Genomic DNA, 20,724 nt, shown 5'->3' on the forward strand with positions numbered 1-20,724 from the left:
GATCCTGAAGACATTTTGGAGGCCTTCCAGCCGTACTATGAGACCGCAAGCTTAGTGAATGTGTCTGATCCTGATCAAGTGTATGACCTGTATGAGAAGCTACGCGCCAGTGGTATCTTCTTATGGCATGAGGTCGAGCAGTTCGTTGAGGCTTTCTATAGTAAGAATAAGTCTAACGCCGCCATTAGTAATATCTGCAAGCCAGCGGTCGAGCGTTGGCAGAAGCGCTACAGCCAAGCACGCGAGCAAGCCCAGCATGCCAAGGAAATGCTTGAAGAAGCCAAAACGACGGGTAATGTCGTATTGATCACTAATGCCGAGAATGACTACAAAGGTTTTAAGGCCGATCAAGATGCGCTGGAGATCTTTAAAAAGGATTTAGGTACTTTCACCCGTCAATATGAGTTTATGTCGCAGATTGTCGATTATGATAGCAAAGATCTTGAGAAGCTGAGCCTATACGCCCGTAACTTACAGCCCATGCTACGTGAAAGCGTGACCGATGAAGATGATATTGATCTGACCAACATCGTCATGAGTCACTACCGTGTCTCAAAGCTGCATCAGCAAGATCTAAAGCTACAAGAGGGCAGTGGTGAGCTGGAAGCTGGCGGCGGTGCTGGTACGGCCAAACCTAAAGATAAAGAAGAAGAGCTGTTATCAAAAATTATTAATCGACTAAATGAGGTGTTTGCTGGCGAGGACTTTACCGATAAAGACATGATCAACTTCCAAAACACTATTTGGGATAAAGTGACTGAAAATGAAATCGTGGTAAAGCAGTTTAGCAATAACAGTACGGATCAGATTATGCTAGGTGGCTATCCTGATGCGGCGATGGATGCGTTATTTGAGAGCCAAGAAGCGTATGAAGGTATGACCATGCACTTACTGTCTAACCCTGATCAGTTTAAGAAGTTCATTAGATTGATGCTTGATACGAAGCTGGGTGATCATGCGTAGGTAAGGTTCTTTAGGGAAAATAGGGAAAATAGGGAAAATAGGAAAGTAAGTTGTACAAGTATTGGTATATATAGCTTATAGCGTTTTCCCCTTTATAAAGTAAAAAGGCAAGTAAGGAAAGTTAGCCACTCTATAGCTATTCACTTTCCCTACTTGCCTAATGGGTTAAAATATAGGAAAGCTGACTAGGGTAGGAGTAACGAGCCTTCTAGCTTATGCTTTCCTATTTTCCTAGTTTGCCCCTTATTCAGCATCTAACAATTCAGGTCTTACTTGTATCATTCTAGCCCTACCATTGGTTACGATCTTGATATAGCCCTCACTTTCTAATACTTCAGCCAGTAATTCAAAGTTATGCTTTTGGCGTAAATGCTTAGGAGTAACCTTACTTTGAGCTGTTGAGTAAGCAAGCTGTTTGACTGACTGCTTATGACAATGTCTGACCAGCCAGCCTATTAATTTTTGCGCGTCATTATCACCAGCTTGGGGCTTGTCGGTATATCTGATACGCTCACTCATAGAATAGTCAGTCAGTAATGTGGCTCTATGTATGTCATCAGCTGATATAAAGCGTTTGCCGTTGAAGTAAGCGAGTATTGCAGCAATACGGCTAGCGTTTTCATGCAAGCGTCTGGCATAGCTTGCATATTTTTCCAACTTACCACCTTTACATAGCTGGCGCTCCTTAGCGGTTTGGTAGTCTGCCAATGCTTTTCTGGCTTTTCTGTTCTCAAAGGGCATATTAAAGCGGATAATCCTACCTTCGTCATCAGTTCTAATATTATCTTGGCTGGGGTCTAATAACTCCTTGCATCGCTGCCAGTAGGCTTGTAAACGTGGGTCAAGGTCTGGCTTAGCGTCTAGTCTTTCATCAGTGTTATAAACGATCTGACCATTCATATTGTCAGGAAAGGCAAACAAAAAGCGCGGTAATAATCCTTGTCCGTTCATCGCTTCATCATTGAGTGCTGGCGCTATGACAGACGGTTGCCCCTGCAAGTCTAGGGTAAACCTAACTCCACTTATACTATTTTGCTCTATGCTATCGTAGCGCGGTGATAGCAGTCGATCAAATGAGCCGTCACTCCATATATCACACAGCTGGCTAATGTTACTTTTTGCGGTATCACTGGTTAAACTATGACCACTTAGAAACAATGCAGCTTCAGCGGTTGACCATGCTATATCTGTGGTATTTCCGATTAGCATATTATCTAAAAAGCCTTGAATAGTGCCAGACTTTATCAAAAGTATAGACTGCTTAGGTTTAGGATTTTCAAGTAACCATGCTTCTAAATCTTTTTTCTGTGTGCTGGCTTTTTGTGCTTTCCATTCATCTAATAATTGCCTGTCTTCTTTGCGCTTGTCATTTTGGTAACTCACAAGCGCTTTGTGACTAAAGCCTACCGTTCGACTCTTACCGCTACCGCTGTCGCCCTCAGTGAGTAGAAATAGCGATACGGGCATAAACTTATCACCTAAGGCATAAGGCGCGTTGATATATTGTTGAATGGTGGTTGCTGAAGCGCCTAATATGCTATTTCCTGCCATTGCTGATGGTGATTGAGCATGATAAGCAATAGCGGTTAAAGCATCATAAAGTATATCTCCTTCCTTTCCCCATGCTTCTAATGGGTAAGGTGTACCCTTACTGTCTGGGTCTTCTATATTTCCCAATTTGCCCCACGCTTCAGCTAACAAGTCTTTAATGATCGTATCAGGATCACTTAAAACATCATGAAGCGTCTGCCCATTATCGAACGATAGCAGCAAGTCAAAAGTAGTAATAATAGCTTTGACGTTTACCCCTAGCAATGGCTTAGTTACCAGGTCTTTTTTATCATGGGTAACTAATACAGTAACTTGCTTAACCTCAGCGAAGTGACTAACCATATTATTAAAGTGAAAGGGGTTGACGCTTACTAAGATAGTGACGTTTAGCCCTTGGCTTATTAGCTGCCTAGATAGCTCTGCGCCCTCAGCTAGATTTCTCACTGCATACCAAACGCTATCTAAGCTAAGACTACCAATGATAAACGCGCTAGGCGAGTTTGGGTCGGTCACTTCTATAGGGTCATCACTGTTAGGGGTATAGATGCCTATATTGGCTGGCTGGTGCATATTGTCAATGAGTATCAAAGCCACCTTGCCAGCAGTGTCAATGATGTCGCTTTTCCTATCACCATTGTGGATAGTAAAGGTGTCTTTAAGCTGTCTGATTTTATCGCCTTGACCTAGTGCTATCAGGCTTTTTATTGTATCGTCATTTGTTATAATATCGGTGCTAGTTTGCTTTGTTGAGCCTAGTAAGTCATAAAGCCCCTTGTCATCAGCTTGGGGCTTTGCTTTGTCTGTAGTAGTCATCTGTTACCTCTTGCTCTTGACTGGTTCGTCTGGCGCGTAGCTCTATACTTTTTATAGTAGCTTTTACGCTTGGCATACTTACGGCTCCGCTTTGGCTGTGGGTAGGTTTTCATAGGCTGCTTATCCCTATAACGAAGATTATAGGTTCGTTTGGCTGGCACGACATTAATGACAGTAGCAAGCTAATAGCTGCCACCCATGCCATAAAGATAATAAACCTTAGCAATAAGCCGCGCTTGCCAGCCTGTTTGTCGCTGTGCTGCTCGTGGTCGGCTTTTAGATTGATTTTGGTGTCTTTACTCATGGCTTGATACCTCCGCTTGGTACGGCAATGCGTAGTCACAAAACATTTCATTAACAAGGCGTGCCAGCTCGCTATTGGCAAGCAATGCCGCTTTGATTGCCACAAGAACGCCTTGGCTAACATCGTCTTCTGTTTTGATAGCTTCTAGCGCGATGGCTAAGTGCTCAGTATTGATACAAATGTCTCGTACGCGGTCATTCATAACACGTAAGTACAGACTATCTATAGTCACTAGTCGGCTGGCTGGGGTATCAATTGATACACTAGGGTGGTTACTCATGGTGTCACCTCGCTATTAGACAAATCACTATCAAGTAAGGTCTGTTCATCGAGCCAATAGACAGCGAACCATTTATTGTTATGCTTAACCATTTCACTTTGGATTAATAACCCTGACTCTCGCAAGTCATATATGCGAGGGGCTAGACTTGTAATTCTATAAAGGCGGATAGAGTCCCATATAGTGATAGTCGCGCCTGTCATCAGATGCGTTCTGACTATCTCTATTTGGGTCTTAGGGGCTGGCTCGTGGGTCACGGGTGCGGTGGCTGAGGTCGTCATATTAACCCCCCCTCTTGTGCATTAGCGGCGGTATGGTCGTTTGACGGCTGGGCATGACTATCAAGCCAGTTATTGATTTCAGACAAGCGCCATAGGCTAGCTCTTCCAATCTTTAAAGGTTTTGGAAATTTGCCTTCATTGATAAGGTGGTAGATATGCTTTGCAGAGAAGCTAGTGATACCGCGTGTAGCGGCTTTGGCGGTGACGGTGCGCTGCTGACCTGACTTTGCAATGTAGGTCTTAGCGGTTCGTGCTGGCTGGTTGGCAAGGTCTGCCATTCTTAGATATTGGTCAACTAAGGTCATAATTATTCACTCCATAGCAGTTTAAGGAATGTGTGGTGTTGTTCTGCTATAGACTGAATATTACGGGGTAGGGTTGTTTACAGCACCCTAGCTGGGGTGGTTTCACACCTCAACTGAGGTATGGGTTCATTTTGAGGTAGTAGCTATTAAGGTTTAAACGCTCTCTTTTTTACTTGTTCTAATGTTGTTTTTACGTCTCTAAAGCGAGTCTCTAAAGTGGTTTTACCTTGCCCATAAATTGATTTATCAGCAATCTTACCGATAATTACCGCTTCACTGGTAAACGGTGGTCTATCACCTTCTATCTTTGGTACAGTCATCAATTCTAATAGTAACCCTATAGTCGTTTGATAGCTCTTTTCGTTGCGGTCATTCAATATGTCGCTGGTATCAGCTTGCTCATTTAACTGGTCATTAAGCATGTCTATATCTTGCTCTTGCTGTTTTATCTTCTTATTGGCGGCTGTCAGTGCTTCAACAAGCTGTTCATAGGTTTTATCTTCGCCATGCGCTACTGTTGGGTTACCAAATGCTCCTAAGGTTGAATCGTCTAGCTTTTCAATACTCTTGGATGATATATAGGCTTGTACTTGTTCGGTTGGAAATAATAAATTGTTTATGCCTATATGGTTGATATCACCACGACTATAACTATTATAACCATCATGATAATCCTCGAAGCGGTCATAACCATAATTCTCTAAAGAAACAAATGCACCTTTATTTTCTACTCCTATTTCCTCATAAACATAGGCAGTACTTGTGCTAACTGTTTCTGTAAGCTGAAATAGTAAGTTAGTCAATGCGGGTAAGGTAAGATAACCATTAAAAGGTTTTGTCAGCTCTTTTAGATATGTAGGAAGTTCACGTTTATGAGCAAGTCCCTCATTAATGTACCTATCATAAGAGAATACTGGTGTTATTTCTTTACGTCTGCACAAGTCTGCAAGCTGCGGTAAGTCGAAGGGTAAAAGCTTTTCAGGTAATTTGTTTTGAAATTCTTTTAGAGTTTGCTCTAAATTATAGTAACTCACATTTGCACCCTCACACCCTTAAATTAAATAGGAGCAAGGCGCTGGCAGCTAAGGGTGCAGTTGCTGTCGTTCGGGTAATTAATCCTAGCCTTGCAATCGGTTATGCTATGCCATGCCCTCATTATTGACAGCATTGGCAAGCGTATCAGTGACCCATTGGTTTAGGCTCATACCGTGACTGGTGGCAATGGTGCTAACCTGTTCATGTAAGCCGCTAGGTATGCGAGTCACAAACTTACCTGAAAAGCCCTTGTATGGCTCAATATCGTTCTCTCTGCACACCTCAAAAAAGGTCTGTAGCGACTGTGCGCCCTCACGCTCTAGCGCGGTTATGCTGTCACCGTAGAAGTCAGCCCCACCATTTAAGCCCACAAACTCACCACGAAACATACTCAGTTCAGGGTCATATTTAATAATGGCTTTATGCTCATTAATCATCATTATATTTTGCATAATTATTCCTTATCATCATTGGTTACGGATGCGGTCTGCGTTACATCATCGTCATTAATAGGGCTATAGCCTAAAGCATCTAGCCACTTGCGAACGCTTGCCACTGCGCCTTTATCGGTTGTTGGCTGAGGGTGTGGGCGGTGATAGACTTGCACTTCACCATCTAATACGATTGCCACTCTTGAACCTGAGCGTTCGCTAACCTCTGCACCCAGTGCTATAAACAAGGCTTCGATAGCTGACCATTTTATACTCCCTGATATGGGTTTATTAAAAATGGCTTTTAGTGTTTTTTGGTGCTTGCGCTGCATAACTTACCCTTAAACCTGTTTATATTATTATAGTATCAAATTATGATACTAACAATCGTTAATTAGTCATTATTTCTAGGTTTCGTCAGTTTTGTCAGTGCTGTTTTGCCGTATATTTATGTTTTTATGGCTAAAAGCTGGCGCGTCATGTTGTTAAAAGATGTTGTTAAAGCTGCTCGGCAAGTTTAGCTAGTACCTCTTGCGATACGCCTTGTGCCTGTAAACTCTTTATCAGTATGTCTTTATCGTGTAGCGCTATATCAGTCGCTTGCTCATTCCTGCTATCCATTTCTTTAGCGACTTCATCAGGGGTCAACAAGTCAAAGCTGACCGCCTTGCCAGCGCGTAAGTCATCAAGATGGTTCGCCCATTTATTCATCATCATTTGCCGCTGTGCTAGATGTGCCGATAAGTCATAACGCTTTTTGACGCTCGACTGTTCAAGGTGTGCGAGCTGTATCTCGATTAAATTATCATTGAATTGCAGCTCATATAGCCCTGTGCTGGCAAGCTGTCTAAAGCCGTGACCTGTCATCTTAGGGTAGGGGTCGCCTGTGTAACCCATGCGTTTGAGTGCTTGATTGAACCATACTTCACTATAGGGCTGACTGCGTTCAAAGTTATAGAACACATAACCCGTCTGCTCCGTTAATGGACGCATACGCTCAATAATAGTCATAGCTTGCGGTGACAGTGGAATGATGTGGTCTTGACGCATTTTCATCTTGGCCGCTGGTATGCGCCACACGTTTTTATGATAATCAATCTCTGACCATTCAAAAAACCTGAGCTCTTTAGTCCTGACAAAACACAGCGCCATCAGCTGCATGCCTGCCACTGTCTGAAGATGCCCGTTCGGATTGTCTTTACCGTAGTTGTCAATATTGCGTAACAGCTCTGAGAATTGATGTTGCTCAATAGCTTTCATACGCTCAGCTTTATGGGTTCTCAGTGCCTTACTGCGCCCATAAGCCACATTAATGATGTCATAGCCTAGTGTATTGATAGCATACTCAAACACTGACGTTATAAACGCCACGCTCTTGTGAGCGGTGTCTGTTGTCAATTTACCTTGCTGCTCAAAGTAAGTTTGTACGGCTAGACCTGTCTTAATCACATCTTGAGCCATGATAGCTTGAATAGGATAGTCGCCGATATGCGGCGCTACATGCTTATCAAGGTAGGTCTGTAGCTTTTGCACGTTTTTAGGGGTAGTGTCCGACTTGTCATTGATATAGCTTTGCGCTATCACATTGAATAGGTCTTTTTGCTCAACGCTGTTTTTATGCTGGTTCTTATTGATATTCGGGTCGATACCCTCAGCTAGCAATGCCTTAGCTCTATCACGCTCAGTACGGGCTTGTTTAAGAGTCACATCAGGCTTGAACACGGTGTCAACATCTTGCTTAGACGACCTGTAGGTTCCAATATAAAAGGTTTTTTGTTTGGGCTTAATATCTTTATCTGACCGATAACGGTAAGTCATGACCCAGTACAGAGAACCCTTTGGGTCATGGACTAGATGAAGGCTATCACCATCGCTATATCTTTTACGTTTAGTTGGTGGCGCAAGCTTGGCGATAGCTTTTACACCATTGACATTTAATAGGTAGTTTTTGCGCTCAGCCATTGCTACACCTCGATTAGCTACAATTAATAATTACCATGTACAACAATGACGCGATTTGTGTACAACAAATTAATGATAATTTCATTTATGTACATCAGCATGTACAACATTGTAGAGGTGCTAGTAGGTAATGACAAGTGTTTAATAAAGACTAAAACTTAGGTATGGTAAGCGTTTCAAGGGCTCGAGGTAATGCGAGGTTATGTCTAAATACAATGATTGGTGCGCCCACCAAGACTCGAACTCGGATCGATCGCTTAGGAGGCAACTGCTCTATCCTGTTGAGCTATAGGCGCATTTTAGAGGCTTATTGTAAAAAAACTGAGTGATAAAAGCAATGTTAACCTGCGGTTTGATTGGGAATGAATCTACTTAAAAGAAGCTATGTATTATTGGCTATTAGTTATGGCGTCAGTGACGATCTCGGTTTCTTCAACCGCGGTTTTACCATGTGAGGTAGGGTTAAATAAGTCGTCTACACTGTTTTGATAGCCATCAATATTGTCGAATTCATACTGCCTTAGAATGTCTTGCCCAGAGCTTGAAATAAGGAAGTTACGGAAGTTAATAGCAAGCGGTTTATCACTTAGTATGACGCCTTCAACGGTTTGCGACTCTCTAATCGCGTAACCGAACGGATTAAGCGTTCGGGTTTCATCGTTCTCGGGTGTTGTTTTAGACTCAGGATTTTCTACATCAGTCACTGAGCTGTTTTTTGATGATGATGGCGCATCAACAATGTTATTTTTTATATTACTATTGAGCTCATCTTCTAATAACACTAATAATGAATCAGATAATTTATCATCCGCAATGACTAAATCAGTAGGGTTGGTATTGTCCAAAATCAACAGGTCAGTAGCTGGCACGTAATTGGTTAACACTTGCATATGCGGATAACGCGCCTCAAAGCTGACGATGACATCGTCTAAAGGTACTTGTAGGGGCTGCTGCGCTTGAATATATAGCGTATTGGCATCGGTGTTGTTTTTGACGGCATCGCTATCTTCTTCAGCATTCTCTTGCAGTGATTTTGCGTCTTCATTGCTCAAAATCGGTAATGGATCGATGTTTTTCCTATTGTTCAGCCATAACCACGATATAATCCCGATAATAATAAGAAGCAATAACAGTATTATCCCAGCAAGGAGTAGCTTGTAGTCTTTCATAATATAGAGCTCTTATTCTTATAATGGGGTGTTTTACCTAACTGACGACACTGGTTGTCGCAAGCTATGTTGGCTTTGACCAATATTGGGATAGTGTACTAGCAAATCAGCGCTATCAGTGGCACACTTAAGCGTTACCTACCTATTGAGATAAATATTCAAGGTAATAGAATAACCACTCAAAGCTGCTATGCGCCATATCTTAACAGAAATAAAAAGCGGCCACGACTACAAAACCGACCTTTGTAAGACTAGTCTCCTAAAGTGATGCATAACATCGTTAACTATTTGGTGAATACTACCATCATAGCTATTACTTCATCTCGTCTTCTACTCTAATCAGATCGCTATCTATGTTTAAAATTATTCAATCGCACCGCACCGAGCATTTAGTCGCAGAGCTACTGACAGACTATCAATCGAAAAATCAGCCTATTTTTGCTGAGTTTATCGTTATCGTGCCTTCCATGGTATTAGGCGACTGGCTCGATAAGTCTATTGCCAGCCAAGCAGGTATTAGTACCTTAGTGACCACGACTTTTTGGGGCCAGTATCAGTGGACATTGATGCAAAAGGTGTTAGCGCGTCATAATGAGTGTCTGCTCGCGCATAATCCTGAAGCGTCAATCTTAAATGTACCTGAAGTAGCAGTATTATCGCCAACGGTAATGCAGTGGCGCTTGTTTGGATATTTAACGTACTACCAAGAAACGATTGTCAAAGATGATAAGCATCCAGTGCACTCGCTGCTAGCGCCTTTAATCGATAAGCCGCAAGAGGGAAGCACGCCGGATAAAGCACAGCAAGACGTGCGTATCTGGCAGCTGGCGAGCGATTTGGCACGGGTGTTTAATCGCTACTTAACCCACCGTGAAGACTGGCTAGCACTTTGGTCGCATAACCGGCCACTTGCTGTTGATAAGCTAATAGCAGAAAAAGACGCTTTGTCACTACGCTTTGATAAGTATGCCCGCGGTACGCCGGATTGGCTAGTGACGCATTATGTGGAGCTAGAAGTCGCTCAGCGCTTTGTATGGTTACATCTATTTGCAGATGTCCATCAATATCGTGTCGCGCTTGAAAATGCCTTTTGGTCAGCTCTTGAGCATAATCAGGCGAATGAACGTGCTCAACTGCCTGCAGTGCTGCGTATTTTTACTATTCAGCAGTTGCCGCAAACTGAGCTAGACTTTTTGCAGCGCTTATCGAAATACATGAATGTCACACTGTTGCATTACAATCCCTCAAAGCTGTTTTGGGCGGATATCGTCGATAAGTCTTGGCTACAACGTCAGCAAATCATCAATCCTGAGAGTGTCTTTTTACGCGATTACGGTCATAGCTTGCTATCACGTTTGGGCAAGCAGTCGCGGGATACTTTTGCCATGCTCGCTAATTTATCAGGCAATGAGCAATATGAGGAAGAACTAGTAGAGTGGCACGATAATTTTGATACGAGCGATGAGGATTTCATCGAGCATGACTATATTAATGAGGACGGGATTGTTGAAGCAGATAGTGTACAAAATCGACCCAGTTTACTTAAGCGTTTGCAAAACGATGTGCTGATGCTCGATGAGCAAGCCACCCAACAAGCAACCGCGGCACAAGTATCGCAAGCAGTCAATGAGCAAATAGAGCTAAGTTTTGAGCAAAAGGTGCAATGGTTTGACGATGAGGCTTTAGAGAATAAACGCTTTGAGAAAGAGCGCTACTGGGATATGTCAGCCCAAGATAATAGCCTAAGCATTCATTCTTGCCATAACTTGCAGCGCCAACTTGAAGTACTACGTATCATGATTGGACGCTGGCTCAACGAGCCGATCAGACCCGATGAAAAAAAACGCCATATCTCAGAGATTGTGGTGCTCATGCCTGATGTTGAGCGGCATCATGAGTTGATCAGCTCTATTTTTGTCAGTGGCAAAGGGCAAGATGGTTTGACTCTACCTGCCAAAGTCACTGGGGTCGTCGATGCTGATATTCGCCAACTGTGGGAAGCTATTATAGGCTTTTATAAGCTACTTGGTAGCCATAGCGCTCGTTTTGAAGCCGCTGAGGTGCTTGATTGGCTAATGTTGCCACCTTTGTATGAAAGTTTTGGGCTCACGCATGAGCAGATGAGCCGCGGCTGTGATTTATTAGTAGAGGCAGGTTTTATCCGCGGCTTTGATGAGCAGCATCTTAAACAAACTTTAGATGCCAACGACTATGATTACCGTTTTAGCTTTGCGCACGCGTTAGACAGATTAGCGCTAGGACTAGTCATGCCAGAGGCGCGCGCGAGTGATTGTTTGTATCCACTCGCAGAGACAGACTGGTCGAGTACGGCGATGCCTGAGATGAGCTTGCCATTACCACAAGTGAGCTTGAGTGATGGGATGATCGTTGAGGCGCTTTGCCGCATTTACACGGGCTTAACTGAACGCCGCCATGACCATACCCAAAAGCTGAAGGCGGAAGAGTGGCTGAGTCAGATTGAGACGCAAGTCATTCATCGCTATTTTGGCGATGTTGATCAAACGCGTACTATGCGCGCTATCTATAACGCAATGAATGGTTTTAAATCTAGCCTACGGGCCAATCGTCATTATCGGCACTATGCTAGTGGTGATAATGACAATTATGAAGTAGAGCAAAAGCTGGCAGGCGTTGAGCAGTTACCGCTCAAATTGAGCTTTATGCTCGATAGTATCGAAGCTGAGCTGGAAAGTCAGCAAGTCAGTGCTGAGCCGACGGGAGTGATTACCTTTGGTCGTTTTGGTGCCTTAAGAAACGTACCCTTTGAGCTTGTCGTTATGCTTAATATGAATCTCTCTGAATTCCCGGATCGGGATCGTAATAATCGCTATGACCTGATGAAAACCACTATGGCTCGCCGCGGTGATAGAGTCAGCGAGGATGATGATAATGGTGCGTTTTTGGATGCATTGCTGTGCGCGCGCAGTGCCTGCTGGATATTTTATAACGGTCAAAGCCTGACCGATACTCATGAGCATCTACCTGCCAACCCCGTAAGTGAGCTGCTACAGTTTTTGCAAGGGGAGGTGCAGTGGCAAGTTGGCTCACTTGAGGCATTAAAGTCATTACCTAAGAATATTGATGCGACTACGGAGACTCTCAAGCGCTACCTACCCAAATTGATAAAACAGTGGCTAGTGACTGAGCATCCAGCCTTGCCTTTTCACGAGAGTCTGTTTGAATCGACGATTGAAGACGATGTAGTTTTTGCTACAAATCAGAGCGCAGTGACGAATGCTGCTGAGGATAACCTCGAAGCGCATGCACAAATTGATGCGAGCGACGAGCTAGACGCGCTGTTAAATAAAGCCATGCGCAAAACTAAGCTGGTACAAAAAAAGCAGTTTCCTCCCGCACCGCTTTGGCAAGCTGTGTTTCATACTTTAAAGGGGCGCGTGCCGAGCGAGCGGCTACAATTCGTAGGTTTACCTACAAAGTTGCAATATGAAGCTGTCGCTCAAGTACTGGGTCAGCGTTTCGGTCATCTTGGGCAAATAGATCAGCAAGCTTTGCAAGCATTGAATGAGATGTTAGCGCTCGATATAAGTACGAATGTACAGGATGCAAATAATGCAGCGGACATCACACATATACTCAGCCAAACCCTGTTTGATATTCATGAGATAGACGTAGAAGGGGTGTTGGCTTATCAAGTCCGTCATCCTGCAAAGGCCTTTTTGCGTACCCAAGAGGTACATGTGGTACAAGGTGAGCAAGCAAAGGCGCAGCAAGAGCCATTATTTTTGGACGGCTTAACCAACTATCAGATTACAGACTATCTGATTAATGCGCTCGCTACTAATGCTGATAATGCAAATACAGATACTCAGTCTAATGACCCTACTATGCTTGCTAGCCCTAACGATTCAACTTTAATGTACCAAAAGATCATGCCGGCAGGTATCGCAAGGCAAACCACATTAGTGAATGAGCAGAAAAAACTGCAGCAGCAGTGTCTGGAGTTTCAAGAGCAGCTACTTGCTAATAGCTTTGATGACGCTAATGAACTCAATAAAAAAGCAAAGGACAATGCAAAGGCTTCGCAGTTGCTGACGCCGACTACTGAGCATCCTGTACGTATAGATCTGGCCACAATTCTTAATCATACTAATGAAACACAAGATGGCCACAATGAGTCCCTGCTGTCTGTATTACCTAAGTTCATTAAATTAAAGGGCCTTGTGCCAGTAGAGGCTCATAGTAGTGATGCTCATCAGCACTCGAGCAGCGCGTATAGTGAGCGCTCCCCCAAGCAGTGGCTAAATATATTGCCGAATTCTGCTAGCCCCAAGCATTTACTCAAGTTTTGGTTGTCGCATCTGTATTGGCAAGTCGCGAAACGCACTACCAGCCAGCAAGTCACTTTAAATGATGGAGTGAGCATTTGGCGCTTTAATAAGTCTAGATCAGGAGTGAAGAAGTTTGAGAAGTCCATTGCCTTTAAGATCGCTCCTATCGTCTATGAAGATGCCCTACTCGAGCTGATAAAGTGGGCAATTTTTGCTCAGCTAGTCGGTCAAGTGCCTATTACGATATTGCCAGAGTACGCGCTAACTTATGTAGAGAAACAGCAAAAAGCGCAGGACAGCGATAATGGTAGCTATTGGCCCAAACGAGCAGATTTTTCAGACTGGTTAAGACCGAGCTTTCAGGCAGATATGATTTATGATACTTGTTCGCAGCACGCTATATGGCAATACGTCTTGCGTGATCAAGATACCTTTAAGGCTTTATCTATGGCCCTAACGACCATAGCGCAGCCTTTATATGAGCCAATGTTTGACGCTTTGCAAGGGCTAGACGGCTAGCCCCTTAGATGCTTATTTTGTAATCCATATTAAATTGATAATTATTTAAAGTGTACGCCTATATGACAGAGTTTACCGATATGACTGATATTACGGATATCGTTCAGCAGACGCTAATTACAGATACGCACCCACACGAAGCGCAACATTTATCTCAAAGCTTTGATACTTCTGATAAAGATAAGGCGGATAAGGCATCTGAAAAAGTACCGGCAGTTGAAGTTGAGCTCAGCGGTCAGCACCTCATTGAAGCCTCAGCGGGTACCGGTAAGACGTGGACGCTAACCGGTATCGTCCTGCGCTTGTTGATTGAGGCAAGACGAGCGCCTGAGCAGATAATCGCCACTACATTCACCCGTGCTGCTGCAGCTGAGATGCGTCAGCGTATCCATGAGCGTCTGGTCGAGTTTTATCAGTTATTGCAATGGGTAAATAGCCTAAGCGCTGACATTAATAATAAAGCGGCTCTGTATCCCGAGGTGTTACAAGTTACGCCAGAGAAAAAGTCCAATGCCGAGACTACTGTAGAGACTATTATAGAGACTGAGGAGTTCAACCAAGATCTAGACTATGACCAACAACGTAAGCAAAAAAGCACTCAGGAAAAGCGCATACAAGCTAAAGAGGAGCGTGATACTTGGCTAATACAGCAAGCTAACTTTGCGCGCTTAGAGAGCTTGATGCAGGACCCTGTTAATTTGCACTTAGTTGGCTATCTACTAGATCATGTCTACAGTTATCCGATGACCGAGGCTATTCGGCGTACGGCACTGGTGCTCACGACGCTTGATAATCTGTTTGTGGGTACGCTTGATAGCTTAGCGCAGAAGTGGCTGACAGAATATAGTAGTGAGACCGGTCATCAGCAAGGCATGAGCATCATTGAAGACAGTAGTATCGAGCAAGTCACTGACAGCATCATTCATGATGAGCTGCGCCAGTTTCAAAGTCGGCTCTATCATGAGCAGCCGAAACTCTATGCGTTACTAGATCAACAAGGCAAACTTACGGCTACTAATGATCATAAAAGCTATGTCACGCGTTCGCTTAACTTTATCTCAGCGCCTATTGATGAGGTGGAACTAGATCAAGATTTTGACTTTAGTGCGTACGAGAAGATGCTTTATGAATTTGCTCAATTAGATTTAACAGATATTCAACCTTATTTAAATTTCGACTATAGGAAGTCACAAGGGTTTCGTGGTAACTCTATCTTGATCAATCATTTTGATGCCTTAGTTGATGTACATCATAAAATAGCAGAACACCAGCTAGCCTTTACTAGCTATTTAAATGAGCGTGAAAACAAAATTCTAACTTCGTTACAGGACTCTAGATATCCCAATGAAGAAGGTAAGATTAAAAATTTCAATAAAGACAGAGAAAAGGAACATCAGACTCTTTTTGAGTTAGACACAATAGTCAAGTTAATGGCTATTTTAGATAGGGTCGAAAAATTAGACCAACATATCATTTTATTGTTAGCCAACCTAAACCGTCATATTATTCTTGCGGTTCGAGAGAGACTGCCGGTCATTTTAGAAGAGCGCGGCGAGACGACTTTTAGCTTGCAGATGGTACGTCTCAATCAAGCTTTAACAGGCCCACAAGGGCCAAAGCTGGCGCGTTATATCCGCCATCATTATCCGATTGCGCTTATCGATGAGTCGCAAGACATCAATGGCGAGCAAGCTTTGATGATTGAAAGTATTTATTTAACCGATAAAAAAAGCACTGCTCCCGATGATAAGCAATCAAGCGCTAAGAAAGTGAGTCATGAGTTTTTGCTGTTAGTTGGTGATCCCAAGCAAGCGATTTACGGCTTTCGCGGTGGTGACGTCGCCAACTACAACTATATGAAAGCTCAGTTTGATAAGCAAAGCTTTTGGACGCTCGATGTCAATCGCCGCTCAAACGCCGGCGTCATCCAAGCGCTTAATTGCTGGTTTGGTATGGCGACGCCTAGCACTAGTGATAATAAGCTATCGCAGCTAGGTACAGGGATTTATTATCAGCATATCAAGGCAGCAAAACCAGATAGCCAGTTGTCTTGGTTTAATATAGCGTCTCAAACCAATGACTTAGTGAAGGAGGCGCTCTCAGCCCAGCCGGTGAGCTTATTGCACTTACCGTATGACAAGGAGCTAGAGTACGATGAGCATGAGATTACCGCGCGTCATATTGCAACCTTACTAAAGAGTCAGCAGACCTTAAAAGGTAACCCCATTCAACCAAGCGATATCGGTGTGCTGGCACGTACCAAAAAGGATCTCAAGCAGGTTGAAGATGAGCTGGTGAAGCTAAACGTACCTACGCTAACGACTAGTGATGTCAGTATCTTTGAGACTATTATGGCAGAAGATGTGGCAGCACTGCTAAGCGTTATGCTCTACCCTTATCGTCATGACATGATCAACCGGGTGCTGACAAGTCATCTGTATGGCTTAAATATCAAGGCTGTGAGAGCTATGATGACAGATCATGAGTCAGAGGCTATTGGAGGCAGTAATCACGCGCGCAAACAGAGCTATCAAGACTTTATTGCTTATATAAAAGAAGGCGCTCAGCGTTGGCAACACTTTGGTATCTTGTCAGCGCTACATTATCTATTAGATAAAAACCCGGTGCAGTCACAAGGCGTTTGGCAATCGCTAGCGAGTCATCCAGAAGGCGATCGTCACATCATGGACTTGCGTCATGTGTTGGATGTTATGGCGCAGTACGGTAGCGGCATGGGCGAACATGAGCTGTTAGCGTGGTTTAGACAAAACATCGATGCTGCCCCTAGTAGCGATTGGGCAAAGCAGTATCCGCTCCCTACTGAGTCTGGGGTGCAGCTTATGACCATTCATAAGTCGAAGGGTCTTGAGTTTCCGATTGTCTATGTCTTGGGTATGGGCGACGCTAGTAGGAAGTCGGGTCATAAAGAAGACTATGGGCTGTACTTATATAATAGTCAAAACGACAACAACCAGCACTCTTCTACAGAGTCGATAGCTCAGGAAACGACTGGCAATCAGCGCCGCTTTTCACCTATTCAAGGCTCATCTACAAAAGAAGACTATTATACTGATATTGAGACACAAGAGGGTTTTGACGAGCTGCGCCGGCTAGGTTATGTGGCTTTTACTCGCGCTAGTGAACAGCTTTATGTGGTACTAAAAGACGCGCACAGTAATACGAATGCTGGCTTGAGACCAATCTGCTATTGGTTCGACGTACCTGCCAAAAACATTGAGTTACCTGATAGGCTCAAAGACACGATAGGGATGCTCAGAGCGCATAATGTCAATAAATACCATGAAGAGCATCAGGCTAAACACATCAGCCTAAATGATAACTTGACTGCTGCCACCATCAAACTGACAACAGAGACAATTGAATACGCACCGTTCTTAGAGGTTATGAGTAAGCGTTATTTTTATGGCTGGGCGAAGACCAGTTTTACCGCTTTAGCGCGTCAGCTTGATGAATCAACGCAGATCATGGCGGTAGTGGATGAGCGCATCGACGATGCCATAGACATTGATTTGAGCAGTGCTGCAGACACCATACGCTCTACAGTAGCCCTTACTGATGCTGAAACGCTTTATAGTGAGCTAAGCGTCAAAGAGGAAGAGGATATTCGTTTTAGCTTTGTCAAAGGCGCTAATGCAGGTACATTTTTACATGAAATATTTGAAAAAATTGACTTTAATAATAAATCCCAGTGGTCTCAAGTCATCGATCGCGCGGTGAGTAGCTATCAGTTGCCACTGATCTATAGTAGCGCTGAGCAGCAACAGCGTTTACTGCAAGCCAATAAAAAGCAGAGTAGTCCATTAGCCGATTCGGACGCTATAGTGGATAGCCAGCATAAAGCGTTGATTGGCTGGATCGATGAAGTGCTACAGACGCCGCTATTAGCTTCTAATCAACCTTTGCAGTCGCTTGATACCGCACAGCGCTTTGCTGAGCTGGAGTTCAATATGGGCTTATCAGAACACTTTAGAGCAGAGGATATTACTAGTCTGTTTGCACAGCACTTACCAAACGCGCCGGACAAGCACGTGACTTTAGTGGCGCAAAATAAAGCGCACTTATATCGCTATCTACGCGGCGAAATTGACTTGGTTTACGAGCACGCTGGCAAGTACTACGTAGTCGATTATAAGAGTAATTATTTAGGAAATAGCCTAAGCAATTATGATGAAAACACTCTTAAACAAGCCATGTCAAAAGCAGGGTATTGGCTACAAGCGGCCATTTATCAGGTCGCATTACATCGATTCTTAAGCATGAGAGTCAATGACTATGCCGGTAATGAAGATAAGTATCTCGGCGCTGTTGAGTATGTATTCCTGCGCGGGGTCTATAACGCAGATACACAAGCAGAGAATAATGATCTGCAGAATATGAAAAATACTGACGATAGCTCTACAGTTAAAAATAAGCGCTATGGATTAGTCACGTGGGATATACCGATCGATTTTATTAAAGCTTTAGATACCTTGTTTGGTTTACCAGATTAATGGGTTAGGACCAAGAATCGATAGCCTATATGCTGACCAGATAACTTTCGATAATTATAGAGACAGACATATTATGAGTAATAATAACAGTAGGGTAGCCCTTAGCTTGCAAGAAAGTTGGGCCAGTAACCTTAGTGACTATCTTTTACTACGCCGTCAGCAGACGCAATCAGCTTATAAAGCGCCTGACAACAAGACAAATAGCAATGACGGCCAAGTAGATAAGCCGCAAGATACAGCGTTATTTAGCGCTTTGCTTATTATGCTGACGACGCATTTAGAACAGGGGCATACGGTATTAACGATAGAAGAAGCTAAGGATGAAGTGCCAGTGCAAGGATATATTGGCGGTGAGTCAATAGCTCTCTATGCTTGGCAGGTGCAGCTGCTAGAGATGTTAGCTGCACCACTTTTAGCATTAGTAGAGACACAAAACGATCATTCAATAGACAGTGAGGATGCTACGGAATCTTCTTTTTTTCGCTTACTAAGTATCATATTTAACCAGAGATATCAGTTATGGTCACAGTCAGTACTGACCAATTATGAAAGAGAGCTTCTCACAAAGCGTTTCGATGCCATCACTGCATTATACCAGCGCTTAAAAAACACCGATTTAGAAGCTTTTATTGACTCAATAAGTGACTATGACTTGTTCAGCAACGTTCAGCACATGAGTGAAGATAATAAAAATAGCCTAAGCAAAAATAATAAACCTATTATTTACCAAACTAAAGAAGAAAAAAGTAAATTGATCGTTTTATGGTTACATCGAACTTGGCAAGCAGAGTTTAGCTTAGCAAAACGTATCCATACTATTATGAATCAACAGATAACGCCCCTAACAATAGCGATACCCGGAAGTTTGGAGGATCAGCAGATAGCAGCGATTAATGTAGCTAACCATAACGCGTTTAGTATTATCACCGGTGGCCCCGGCACAGGTAAGACTTATACCGTGGCACAGCTAGTCATTGCGCTACAACACACTGCCCAGGGTAGGGAAGGTGAGAATGCTGCTATTAAATTTAGCACCGATAGCGCCAGCCTAGCGCTAGCTGCACCAACGGGTAAAGCCGCACAGCGTATGCAGGAATCTTTACAAGCGGCTTTGGATGCAGCTAACGTAGATATGCAGTTAGAAGAAGCCAAAACCATTCATCGGCTGTTAGGTATTGGGCGAACGGGCAGACCACGCTATGATGCCGATAATCCTCTTGGCGAAGATATTATTATTGTTGATGAAGCTTCAATGTTAGGGGTGGAGTTAGCAAATTATCTCGTTAGTGCGGTAAAAAAAGGCGCAAGACTTATCTTACTAGGGGATGCAAACCAGCTTGCTGCCGTAGATGCTGGAGCTGTGTTGGCAGACTTGTGCCGCACACCATGCCTGCAACCTATAAACATCGAGCTCACTGAGAGTCGTAGGTTCAGTAAGGATTCAGGCATTGGTAGGCTTGCACAACTCATCAATAACTCAAATACAGATACTCAAGCGATTTGGCAACTGTTAGAACAGGATCAGGCACTCAGTTTTTCGAGTATAAATACACAATCTACGGAAATAATTGCAGATAATCAAATAATAAATAGCCTAAGCAGTGAAAAAATATTTAAAAGAATAACCCTAAATTACCAAAAGTACGTGAACAATATACATGTTCTATTAAAACATCCAATAGAAAAATCCATGCCAACCGTTGTTAAAGAGACTATCACATCTTTAATGCAGACCTTTAACCAGTTTAGAATCCTCACTGCTGGTCATAATGGAGAGTGGGGTGATCACTATATCAATAATTACCTCACCCAGTGGCATCTCACTGAATTAAAGCTACCCCTAGGTCAAAACACCTGGTTTCATGGTCGGCCAGTCATGGTGCTGCAAAATAATTATGAGCTTGGATTGTTCAACGGTGATATTGGTTTTTGCTTACAGACAAGTGATGATAGCAGACAGTTAGAAGTATTTTTTGAAAATAAAACTCAGGGCATAGCGGTCAATTTACTAAATGAAGAACTCGTTGCGACCGCTTATGCGATGACCATTCACAAATCACAAGGCTCTGAGTTTGATCACGTGGCAATTAGCTTTGATAGTAGCCACTCTAGGTTGCTGAGCAAAGAGCTTATCTATACGGCAGTGACTCGCGCAAAAAAACAGGTCACGATATATAGCACTAAACCTGCTTTTGAGAAGGCGGTTCAAACACCGACGCAGCGTTATACTGGCTTGGCATTGCAGTTTGATGGGCTATAAATGAAAAAAGCACTCAATAGAGTGCTTTTT

General features: G+C 43.4%; 13 protein-coding genes, 1 tRNA gene and 1 pseudogene. 4 read left to right on the top strand and 11 right to left on the bottom strand.

Translation table 11 applies throughout. The features are described 5' to 3' along the window. Nucleotides 1-963: pseudogene (locus tag ACS8E3_RS01980) on the top strand (type I restriction endonuclease subunit R); the annotation flags it as partial. Nucleotides 964-1,206: 243 nt separating this feature from the next. Here ACS8E3_RS01980 and ACS8E3_RS01985 read toward each other — a convergent pair. The 11 genes from ACS8E3_RS01985 to ACS8E3_RS02035 form a co-directional block, all read right to left on the bottom strand. Continuing rightward, nucleotides 1,207-3,327 (bottom strand): DUF3987 domain-containing protein, encoded by a 2,121-nt coding sequence (locus tag ACS8E3_RS01985; protein WP_439240698.1) that lies wholly within the window; start codon nt 3,325-3,327, stop codon nt 1,207-1,209. Between the two features lie 109 nt (nt 3,328-3,436). After that, nucleotides 3,437-3,631, bottom strand: coding sequence for a hypothetical protein (locus ACS8E3_RS01990; protein ID WP_439240700.1), 195 nt, complete (start codon nt 3,629-3,631; stop codon nt 3,437-3,439). Further along, nucleotides 3,624-3,911: a hypothetical protein gene (locus ACS8E3_RS01995; protein ID WP_439240703.1), complete on the bottom strand. Its 288-nt coding sequence runs from the start codon at nt 3,909-3,911 to the stop codon at nt 3,624-3,626. The genes ACS8E3_RS01990 and ACS8E3_RS01995 overlap by 8 nt, the downstream gene beginning before the upstream one ends. Beyond that, the gene (locus tag ACS8E3_RS02000) at nt 3,908-4,192 is read right to left on the bottom strand and encodes a helix-turn-helix domain-containing protein (protein WP_439240706.1); all 285 of its coding nucleotides are present in this window, start codon (nt 4,190-4,192) and stop codon (nt 3,908-3,910) included. The genes ACS8E3_RS01995 and ACS8E3_RS02000 overlap by 4 nt, the downstream gene beginning before the upstream one ends. Continuing rightward, nucleotides 4,189-4,497 carry a helix-turn-helix transcriptional regulator gene (locus tag ACS8E3_RS02005; protein WP_439240708.1) on the bottom strand — a complete coding sequence of 103 codons (309 nt, stop codon included), beginning with the start codon at nt 4,495-4,497 and terminating at the stop codon, nt 4,189-4,191. The genes ACS8E3_RS02000 and ACS8E3_RS02005 overlap by 4 nt, the downstream gene beginning before the upstream one ends. 146 nt (nt 4,498-4,643) lie before the next feature. Next, nucleotides 4,644-5,531 (bottom strand): hypothetical protein, encoded by an 888-nt coding sequence (locus ACS8E3_RS02010; RefSeq protein ID WP_439240711.1) that lies wholly within the window; start codon nt 5,529-5,531, stop codon nt 4,644-4,646. 105 nt (nt 5,532-5,636) lie between these two features. After that, nucleotides 5,637-5,984 carry a type II toxin-antitoxin system HicB family antitoxin gene (locus tag ACS8E3_RS02015; protein ID WP_439240713.1) on the bottom strand — a complete coding sequence of 116 codons (348 nt, stop codon included), beginning with the start codon at nt 5,982-5,984 and terminating at the stop codon, nt 5,637-5,639. A gap of 2 nt (nt 5,985-5,986) precedes the next feature. Further along, nucleotides 5,987-6,295, bottom strand: coding sequence for a type II toxin-antitoxin system HicA family toxin (locus tag ACS8E3_RS02020; protein ID WP_439240715.1), 309 nt, complete (start codon nt 6,293-6,295; stop codon nt 5,987-5,989). 166 nt (nt 6,296-6,461) lie between these two features. Further along, entirely contained in the window at nt 6,462-7,925 is a 1,464-nt protein-coding gene (locus tag ACS8E3_RS02025; protein ID WP_439240717.1) for a tyrosine-type recombinase/integrase, read from the bottom strand. A 220-nt stretch (nt 7,926-8,145) separates the two neighbouring features. After that, nucleotides 8,146-8,221: transfer RNA gene (locus ACS8E3_RS02030), tRNA-Arg, on the bottom strand. Between the two features lie 93 nt (nt 8,222-8,314). Next, nucleotides 8,315-9,094, bottom strand: a complete 780-nt coding sequence (locus ACS8E3_RS02035) for a hypothetical protein (RefSeq protein WP_439240719.1) — start codon at nt 9,092-9,094, stop codon at nt 8,315-8,317. A 353-nt stretch (nt 9,095-9,447) separates the two neighbouring features. Here ACS8E3_RS02035 and ACS8E3_RS02040 point away from each other — a divergent pair, with 353 nt between their 5' ends. The 3 genes from ACS8E3_RS02040 to recD all read left to right on the top strand — a co-directional run bounded on the left by ACS8E3_RS02040 (nt 9,448) and on the right by recD (nt 20,694). Beyond that, nucleotides 9,448-13,923, top strand: a complete 4,476-nt coding sequence (locus ACS8E3_RS02040; protein WP_439240721.1) for an exodeoxyribonuclease V subunit gamma — start codon at nt 9,448-9,450, stop codon at nt 13,921-13,923. Nucleotides 13,924-13,985: 62 nt separating this feature from the next. After that, complete coding sequence (locus ACS8E3_RS02045; RefSeq protein ID WP_439240723.1) at nt 13,986-18,434, top strand: UvrD-helicase domain-containing protein; 4,449 nt, start codon at nt 13,986-13,988, stop codon at nt 18,432-18,434. A gap of 73 nt (nt 18,435-18,507) precedes the next feature. Continuing rightward, a complete protein-coding gene (gene recD, locus ACS8E3_RS02050; RefSeq protein WP_439240725.1) occupies nt 18,508-20,694 on the top strand; it encodes an exodeoxyribonuclease V subunit alpha in 2,187 nt (728 codons plus the stop codon). Nucleotides 20,695-20,724 lie beyond the last annotated feature (30 nt).

This window comes from Psychrobacter sp. 2Y5, assembly GCF_051847375.1.
In the GTDB taxonomy this organism is placed as follows: domain Bacteria; phylum Pseudomonadota; class Gammaproteobacteria; order Pseudomonadales; family Moraxellaceae; genus Psychrobacter.

Excerpts from the sequence above, each read along its gene's own strand:
- ACS8E3_RS01985 (WP_439240698.1), bottom strand. The coding sequence starts at position 3,327 with ATGACTACTACAGACAAAGCAAAGCCCCAAGCTGATGACAAGGGGCTT.
- ACS8E3_RS02000 (WP_439240706.1), bottom strand. The coding sequence starts at position 4,192 with ATGACGACCTCAGCCACCGCACCCGTGACCCACGAGCCAGCCCCTAAG.
- recD (WP_439240725.1), top strand. The coding sequence starts at position 18,508 with ATGAGTAATAATAACAGTAGGGTAGCCCTTAGCTTGCAAGAAAGTTGG.
- ACS8E3_RS02015 (WP_439240713.1), bottom strand. The coding sequence starts at position 5,984 with ATGCAAAATATAATGATGATTAATGAGCATAAAGCCATTATTAAATAT.
- ACS8E3_RS02045 (WP_439240723.1), top strand. The coding sequence starts at position 13,986 with ATGACAGAGTTTACCGATATGACTGATATTACGGATATCGTTCAGCAG.
- ACS8E3_RS02025 (WP_439240717.1), bottom strand. The coding sequence starts at position 7,925 with ATGGCTGAGCGCAAAAACTACCTATTAAATGTCAATGGTGTAAAAGCT.
- ACS8E3_RS02035 (WP_439240719.1), bottom strand. The coding sequence starts at position 9,094 with ATGAAAGACTACAAGCTACTCCTTGCTGGGATAATACTGTTATTGCTT.
- ACS8E3_RS02020 (WP_439240715.1), bottom strand. The coding sequence starts at position 6,295 with ATGCAGCGCAAGCACCAAAAAACACTAAAAGCCATTTTTAATAAACCC.
- ACS8E3_RS01995 (WP_439240703.1), bottom strand. The coding sequence starts at position 3,911 with ATGAGTAACCACCCTAGTGTATCAATTGATACCCCAGCCAGCCGACTA.
- ACS8E3_RS01990 (WP_439240700.1), bottom strand. The coding sequence starts at position 3,631 with ATGAGTAAAGACACCAAAATCAATCTAAAAGCCGACCACGAGCAGCAC.
- ACS8E3_RS02005 (WP_439240708.1), bottom strand. The coding sequence starts at position 4,497 with ATGACCTTAGTTGACCAATATCTAAGAATGGCAGACCTTGCCAACCAG.
- ACS8E3_RS02040 (WP_439240721.1), top strand. The coding sequence starts at position 9,448 with ATGTTTAAAATTATTCAATCGCACCGCACCGAGCATTTAGTCGCAGAG.